Annotated in this window: 6 protein-coding genes; 4 read left to right on the top strand and 2 right to left on the bottom strand. The window is 24.2% G+C overall.

The annotated features are described in order from the left end of the window. Positions 1 to 473: 473 nt before the first annotated feature. Positions 474 to 1454 (bottom strand): Gfo/Idh/MocA family oxidoreductase, encoded by a 981-nt coding sequence (locus Q0K52_RS14315; RefSeq protein ID WP_297300560.1) that lies wholly within the window; start codon positions 1452 to 1454, stop codon positions 474 to 476. A 121-nt stretch (positions 1455 to 1575) separates the two neighbouring features. Between Q0K52_RS14315 and Q0K52_RS14320 the strand changes: the two genes are divergently transcribed. The 4 genes from Q0K52_RS14320 (at position 1576) to murB (ending at position 6490) form a co-directional block, all read left to right on the top strand. Continuing rightward, positions 1576 to 2613 carry a segregation/condensation protein A gene (locus Q0K52_RS14320; RefSeq protein ID WP_297300561.1) on the top strand — a complete coding sequence of 346 codons (1038 nt, stop codon included), beginning with the start codon at positions 1576 to 1578 and terminating at the stop codon, positions 2611 to 2613. Between the two features lie 20 nt (positions 2614 to 2633). After that, positions 2634 to 5003 (top strand): BspA family leucine-rich repeat surface protein, encoded by a 2370-nt coding sequence (locus tag Q0K52_RS14325; RefSeq protein WP_297300562.1) that lies wholly within the window; start codon positions 2634 to 2636, stop codon positions 5001 to 5003. A 17-nt stretch (positions 5004 to 5020) separates the two neighbouring features. Then, complete coding sequence (locus Q0K52_RS14330) at positions 5021 to 5518, top strand: BspA family leucine-rich repeat surface protein (RefSeq protein ID WP_297300563.1); 498 nt, start codon at positions 5021 to 5023, stop codon at positions 5516 to 5518. Between the two features lie 66 nt (positions 5519 to 5584). Then, positions 5585 to 6490, top strand: a complete 906-nt coding sequence (murB, locus tag Q0K52_RS14335) for a UDP-N-acetylmuramate dehydrogenase (RefSeq protein ID WP_297300564.1) — start codon at positions 5585 to 5587, stop codon at positions 6488 to 6490. Between the two features lie 688 nt (positions 6491 to 7178). Here murB and Q0K52_RS14340 read toward each other — a convergent pair. Next, a partial coding sequence (locus Q0K52_RS14340; protein WP_297298163.1) for an integrase core domain-containing protein occupies positions 7179 to 7469 on the bottom strand: 291 nt, incomplete at its 5' end.

A 7469-nucleotide genomic window follows, 5' to 3' on the forward strand; every position in this document is an offset into this window, starting at 1 on the left:
ATTATGATACACCTATGTTATACTTTAAAAAACTAAGGAATACTTAATGCAATATGTCTGGCTCCTGTGCAAAAATTTTCAGTATATACCAAAAATTTTTAACTTTGTCAAAATTAGTTTTTATATTGTTATTATTTTCGGGGACTAGTCCCCGAACCCCTACTTCTTTTGGTGACCCAAAGAAGCAAAAGGACTGCATTTTTTGACACAAATCTTGGTTTTACTTCACATTTCAAACAAAACTTAATAATATTTTATACTATTAATAAACAAAAATTACATTTACAAAAAAGTAAAAATTGACAAAATATAGTTATTTAGGTATATACTGAAACAATTTTATTTTGTAATTTTTTATATTAAAGATATTATTGTGTAATTATCTTATATGTTAATGTGATTAAATATATAAAAATAAAGGGGAGTATATTTACCCCCCCATTAATAAACAAGAATAAATTAATTTTAAATTTTTATTTTTCAAAAGGATATTTTATTTTCCAGCTTCTGCGTAAAGTATCCATTATATTCATTACTATTAAAATATCTTCATGAGGCATTTCTTTGCATTCTAATTTGCCTTTATTGATAGCATCTACGCAGGAAAGTATTTGATATTCATAACCGCTTATTTGTTTTGGAACTTTTATTATTTTTACAACTTTTCTGTCTAATGAATAAACTGTTATGCTTTCAGGATTATTTATATTTTTTATAACCATATATCCTTTATCGCCGTTTATAACACCTTCTCTGTTTGTTAATGCTGACATAGTGCTATTTAATACAGCCATTTTTCCGTCTTCAAAAGTTAAGGTAATAGAGTTTTGTTCGTCTACACCTTTTTTAGTTTTTACACAAGTAGAGTCTATTTTACTTATTTTATTTCCAAAAGCCATTAAAGCAAAATTAATAGTATAAACACCTACATCAAGCAATGCTCCTCCGGCTAATTCTGGTTCTATCAATCTAGGAACTTTATTTATAACATAACCTAAATTGGCAGTTAAAGAGCTTACTTTTCCTATTATACCGCTTTTTATAGTTTCATTTATTAATTGTCTGCTAGGCATATATCTAGTCCATATAGCTTCAGCAAGTAAAAGTTTTTTCTTTTTTGCAAGTATTAATACTTCTCTGGCTTGTTTTGCATTTACTGTAAAAGCTTTTTCGCATAGTACATGTTTATTATTATTTAAACATAATTTTATATGTTCATAGTGATGAGAATGAGGAGTAGCTATATATACTAAATCAACTTTTTCATCTTTTAGCATTTCTTCATAAGAGCCGTAAAACTTTTTAAATCCGTATTTTTTAGCGAATGCCTTACTTCTTTTTAAATCTCTTGCACTTACAGCATAAGATTCTACTTCTTTGATTTTTGATATAGTTTTAGCCATAGTTTCTGCTATTTTTCCTGCTCCTATGAACCCTATATTTATTTTTTTCATTGTTTTGCCCCTTAAATTATACTTTTTATATGAATAAGATAATATTAGAATTTTATTTATTGTCAATATAATTAAGTATGTATACTTGAATTTTTGTGTTTTTTATATATTATAGTAAACTATGGAAGAGAATATAAACGAAACACAGCAAGAAAATAATAATGCAGATAATGTAAATACAGATACTTCAGCCAAAGAAGAAACAGAAAATAGTAAGCCGGATTATAAAGAGTTTACTGTTTCATTATCCAGTATAGATTATGAAGGGCCATTGTCTATACTTTTTGATATGCTTAAAAGAAGTGAAAAAAATATATATGAAGTTTCTATCTTGGAAATTATAGATCAGTTTGTAGAGTATTTAAAGGCTCAGGCTGCTTTGAATTTGGATTCTACAGGTGATTTTTTGGTTGTAGCATCAGAATTCCATTTATATAAATCAAAAATGCTTCTTCCTCGTGATATGGACGATGATAAATTTACAGATAGACTTAAATTTGAAATAGTAGAGCAGATGCTTGAGTTTCAAAGATATAAAATGGTTTCCGAAGAACTTGACAGACTTCAAGAAGCATCAGATTCTATATTTGAAAGAAAAGACACAGAAAGAGTTAAATTTTTTCAAAATAATGTTTCTTCAGAAGATAATGAGGTTGCTTGGAAAGATGTTACACTTTATGATTTAGTTTATGCATTTACAAAGGTTCAATTTGTACCGGAAACAGATTTGGCAGTACTTTCTGGAATGTCTAATTTCCATATAGATAATGCTATAGATATGATAAGAATTAAATTATCAGAAACATCAGTTTTTCCTTTCATTGTATTATTTAAAGACGGTGTTACAAAAAGACAGCTTGTTACATTCTTTTTAGCTATGCTTGAACTTGTTAAAGAAAAAGAAATTCTTCTTAAACAAGAGATGAGATTCAAAGAGATTTATGTATTTAAAAGAGATGAAAACTTTATACCTAAAGTAGAAGAAACAGATGAATCAGATGATTATGAGGAATCAGCAGAAGAAAATAATAATTCAGAAGAAGTTGAAAAACTTAATGAAAATACTGAAAACAATTCTTCAGAAGAAAATAATCAAAATAATAACAATAATGAAAATACTGAAAATATTTCTAATAATTCAGATAATCAGAATCAATAAAATTTTTTAATATGTAAATTATGTACAAATATAAACCCAAAAACAAAGAAGAATTAAAAATATTAGTAGAAGATAATAATATATATTTAGGCGATATTGATACCTCATTAATAACTGATATGTCGTATTTATTTTCAAAAACTAAGAGAAAAGATTATTCAGGTATAGAAAATTGGAATACAGAGAATGTTATTAATATGGAATCTATGTTTAATATATTTCATAATAATACTTTTAATCAATGTGTCAATAATTGGAATGTTTCTAAAGTTGAAAATATGAAAAGAATGTTTTCAGGCTGCAGTAAATTTAATCAGCCTTTAGACAAATGGGATATTTCAAAAGTAAATGATATGGGTGGAATGTTTTTAGCTTGTAAGGAATTTAATCAGAATATTAACAGCTGGAATGTATCTAATGTTAGAAATATGAAAGAGATGTTTTTTAATTGTTATAATTTTAATCAGCCTTTAGATAAATGGAATGTTTCTAATGTTGAAAATATGATTTCTATGTTTGCTGGTGCTTATAATTTTAATAAATCTTTAAATGATTGGGATATTTCAAATGTAAAATATATGCTTTCTATGTTTAATGGAGCAGGAAGTTTTAATAAGCCTTTAAATAAATGGAATACTGCAAAATTAGAAAATATGTATAGTATGTTTTATAATGCTATAATGTTTAATCAGGATTTATCAAATTGGAATTTGGATAATGTATCAGATTTAGCTTTTGCATTTGAAGAAACTACATTAAAAAAGAATAATAAAATTCCTATACAATTTATAATTGCTGAATATGTAACAGCAAAGAATAAATCATCAAAGATTGAACAGTTTGAAATAATAAAAAATAATGTAAAAGAAGCATATAAAAGTATTATTAATTATAATAATAAAATATATACTGATTTTAGAATAATGCTTGAAAATGAATTTTATAGAGAATTATCAGAATTAAAAACGAATAAGAATGAAGTATTAAATTTTATCCGTATAGAAGATATAGAGAATTCTATAAATTATGATAAAAAGAATAATCAAAAATTAAATTTTATTGATGATATAATAAAAGAAAAAGAAATAAAAGTTTTAACTAAAGATAAATCAAAAATTATAGGCATAAAAATAATAAAGTATATTTATTTAGAGTATTTTAATTTAAAAAAATATATTTATAAAATACAAACACTTGATAATATAATTAATTTTCTTGATGAAGAAAGTTTTAAAAATTGTATAAGAGAAATATATATTAATTCTCAAAAAGATGTTTCTGTTTTAGTTTGCGGTGTATATGCTGATGATAATATGTTAATTGAAATGTACAATAGAGAAAATAGTTCATTATTATTTATGAAGATTTTAGCATTGCATACAGACAGTAAATTCGCTTTAAGTTTATTATATAATGTTTTTGCTAGGAATAAAAAGGCTTCTATTAAAAAAGAGGCTATTAGTTTATTAAATTTTATTGCTGAAAAAATGAATTTAGAGTTATATGAATTAGGTTTTAAAGTAGTATATGATTTTGGATTAGATAAAAGAGGAGAGAAAATTATAGAAGTAAATGATAATAAATATAAAATCTCTCTTAAAAATAATAATGCAGTAGAATTATTTGATATTAACAATAAAAAAGAATTAAAATCAATACCTAAATACTTTCCTGAAAATATAAAAGAAGAAATAAAGCATATTAGAAAAGAGATTCCTAATATATTGAAAAGTCAGAATTATAATTTAATAAAAATTTTAATAAGCGGTAAGAAATATAATTATAAATTTTGGAAAGAAATTTTTATTGATAATCCTATAATGAATAAATATGCATATAGTTTAATTTGGAATTTATATGATGAAAATATGAATTTAAAAACTTCTTTTAGATATTTAGGCGGCGGCAGTTATACTGACTATGATGATAATAATGTTGTTATGGATGAAAATTGTTATATTAATTTATCTAGTGTATTTGACTTAACTAAAGAAGATATTGCAAAATGGAAAATGCATTTAAATGATTATGAGATATTTCAGCCTATAAATCAGTTTCCGATTATTAATATAGATACTTCAGATTTTAACAAAGTAATAGAAAAGCTGAAAAACATAGAAATAGTTTATTCAAGTTTGAAAGCATTTGCAAGCAGATATTCTATGAATGTTATTTATAAATTTTCAGAGAGTATATTTTATTTTGAAGATTTTAAAAAAGATAAATTTATTATTAAAATAGAGTTTCAAGAATATATAAATAATGGAGATATTGTTAAAATTAATATATCATTTACTAATAGTGAAAATAAAACAGTTGAAAATAGATTCATATATTATTGGCTTGTTTTGATGATAATAGATTTTAAAAAAGAAGAACTTTTTTATTAAATATTAGGATTTTAATTGTGTATACACCAAAAAATAAAATAGAATTAAGAAGTTTAATAGAAAACAATAATATTTATTTAGGAGATATTGATACTTCATTGATAACCGATATGTCTATGCTTTTTGATAAGCCTAATTTTTCATGTTTTGAAGGTTCTTACAATGAATATGAGAATTACAATGTGAGAATAGATTTTTCAGGTATAGAGAAATGGAATACTTCTAATGTTGTTAATATGAGATCAATGTTTCATAATATAAATAATTTTAATATATGTATTAATGATTGGAATGTATCTAATGTTTTGGATATGAGTTATATGTTTTATGGGGTATCTAATTTTAATCAGACTTTAGACAAATGGAATGTATCCAATGTGAAGTATATGACTTGTATGTTTAAGAATGCTGTAAATTTTAATCAGGATTTGAATACCTGGAAAATAAATAATGAGGCAGATATTAAAGATATGTTTGTTAATACAAAATTAAAACCGATTTGGTATATTTTATAAAAATTATTTTTGACAGTTTTATTAATTATATTATTATAGAATAAAATTATAATAGGGGTTACTTTAATGGTTAAATCTTTGAATGGTGTTTTAAGCAGAGAAAATGTTTCTTTAAAGAAATTAAATACTTTTAGAATTAATGCTAAGGCTTCAGAATTTTATGTTCCTGAAACTATTAATGGTTTTATAGATTTATTAAAATATCTTAATGATAATAATAAAAGATATATTATTTTAGGCGGCGGAAGTAATATTTTATTTTTGGATAAGGTAATTGAGTTTCCTATTATTTATACAGGATTTTTCTCTAGGGTAGAGCATACATCTCATAATATTTTAGCTTATTCTGGAGCTAGTGTTATTGATGTTGTTAAGTATGCTTATAAAAATAGTTTTACTGGATTAGAATTTTTATATGGGCTTCCAGGAAGTATAGGCGGTGCTGCTTATATGAATGCAAGATGTTATGAACATTCAGTTTCTGAATTTATAGATAAAGTTGGAATAATAGATGATAATTTTGATTATATGCATATAGGTATTGAAGATTGTCAATATGCTTATAAGAGAAGTATTTTTCAGGATAAGAAATATATTATATTAGATGTTAGATTTAAATTAGAGAAAGGTTCTAAAAAATTAATAAAACCAGAGATGAAAAAATATTTTAAAGACAGAAAAAATAAAAATCAATTTAAATATCCTTCAGCAGGAAGTACTTTTTTGAATGATTATGAAACTAATATGATAGCAGGCAAGGTAATAGATTCAATTAATATGAGAGGCGTTAAAGTTGGAGGCGCAATGGTTTCACCTTATCATGCTAATTTTATAGTTAATTATAATAATGCTACAGGCAGAGATATTTTAAATCTTATGAGGAAAGTTAGAGAAGAAGTTTATAATCAAAAAGGAATAACTTTGAATGCGGAAGTGAGAATAATATCTAATGATGAAAATGAAAAGTTGTAAATATTAATAAGCAAACAATTTTCATTAGAATTTATTTAATAAATGTATTATATTGAAAAATATGTTTTATCAAAAATAAGGTTAATATTTTATTTTTATATTTAGTGATTTTCCAAAATAAGAAATCATATACTTAAAAAATTTCAGTATATACATAAACAACTATATTTTATCAAAATTAAAATTATATTTTCTTTTTAATATATGGGGCTTTGCCCCATACCCCAGTTCTTTTACGACCGAAGGAAGTACTGTAAGTATTGGTATAAAAGAACCAAAAAAACTGCATTTTTAGTCTAAATCTAGGTTATACCCTACATTTAATACATATATTTTAAATATAAAGTTATAGTAATTGCGTTTTCGCGAAGCGTATCCGAGCTTGTCGAGGATACAGCAACTTTTTCCCGCCGCAAAAAGTTGCAAAAAGTGCAAGGACAGAATTAGTACTAAATCATACTAAAATTGTTTTACATGTAATATAATTTATTAAATTAAATCCCAAATTTAGTATTTCGCAAAGTGTATCCGAGCTTGTCGAGGATATAGCTACTTTGACGAAGTCGCGGCAAAAAAGTAGATAAAATTTACATAAAGTGCATCAGTTGACAAACTTAAAAAAAATCAGTATATATTATTTGTATAATAAATTTAATTTTTATTTGCACGGGAGCCAGAGATATTGCATTTAAGTATTCCTTATCTTTTTGAAGTATAACATAGGTGTATCATAATTTAAAGCTGAATGTATTCGTTTATGATTCCAAAAATTATTATATCTTTTTAATTTTTGATTAGCTTTTTCTAAAGTTAATTCTTGTGTACAATAATCATAAAATTCTTTTTGGTCTCGGTTATGTGTACTTTCTACAACACCATTATACCAAGGACTAGCGACTGGACTATAAACTCTTTTAATATGTTTATTATTACAAAACTTGTCTAACGGATGTTCTGTTTCAAACAAATGCTTACGATA

Source organism: uncultured Brachyspira sp. (assembly GCF_944390845.1).
Classification (GTDB): Bacteria; Spirochaetota; Brachyspiria; order Brachyspirales; family Brachyspiraceae; genus Brachyspira; species Brachyspira pulli.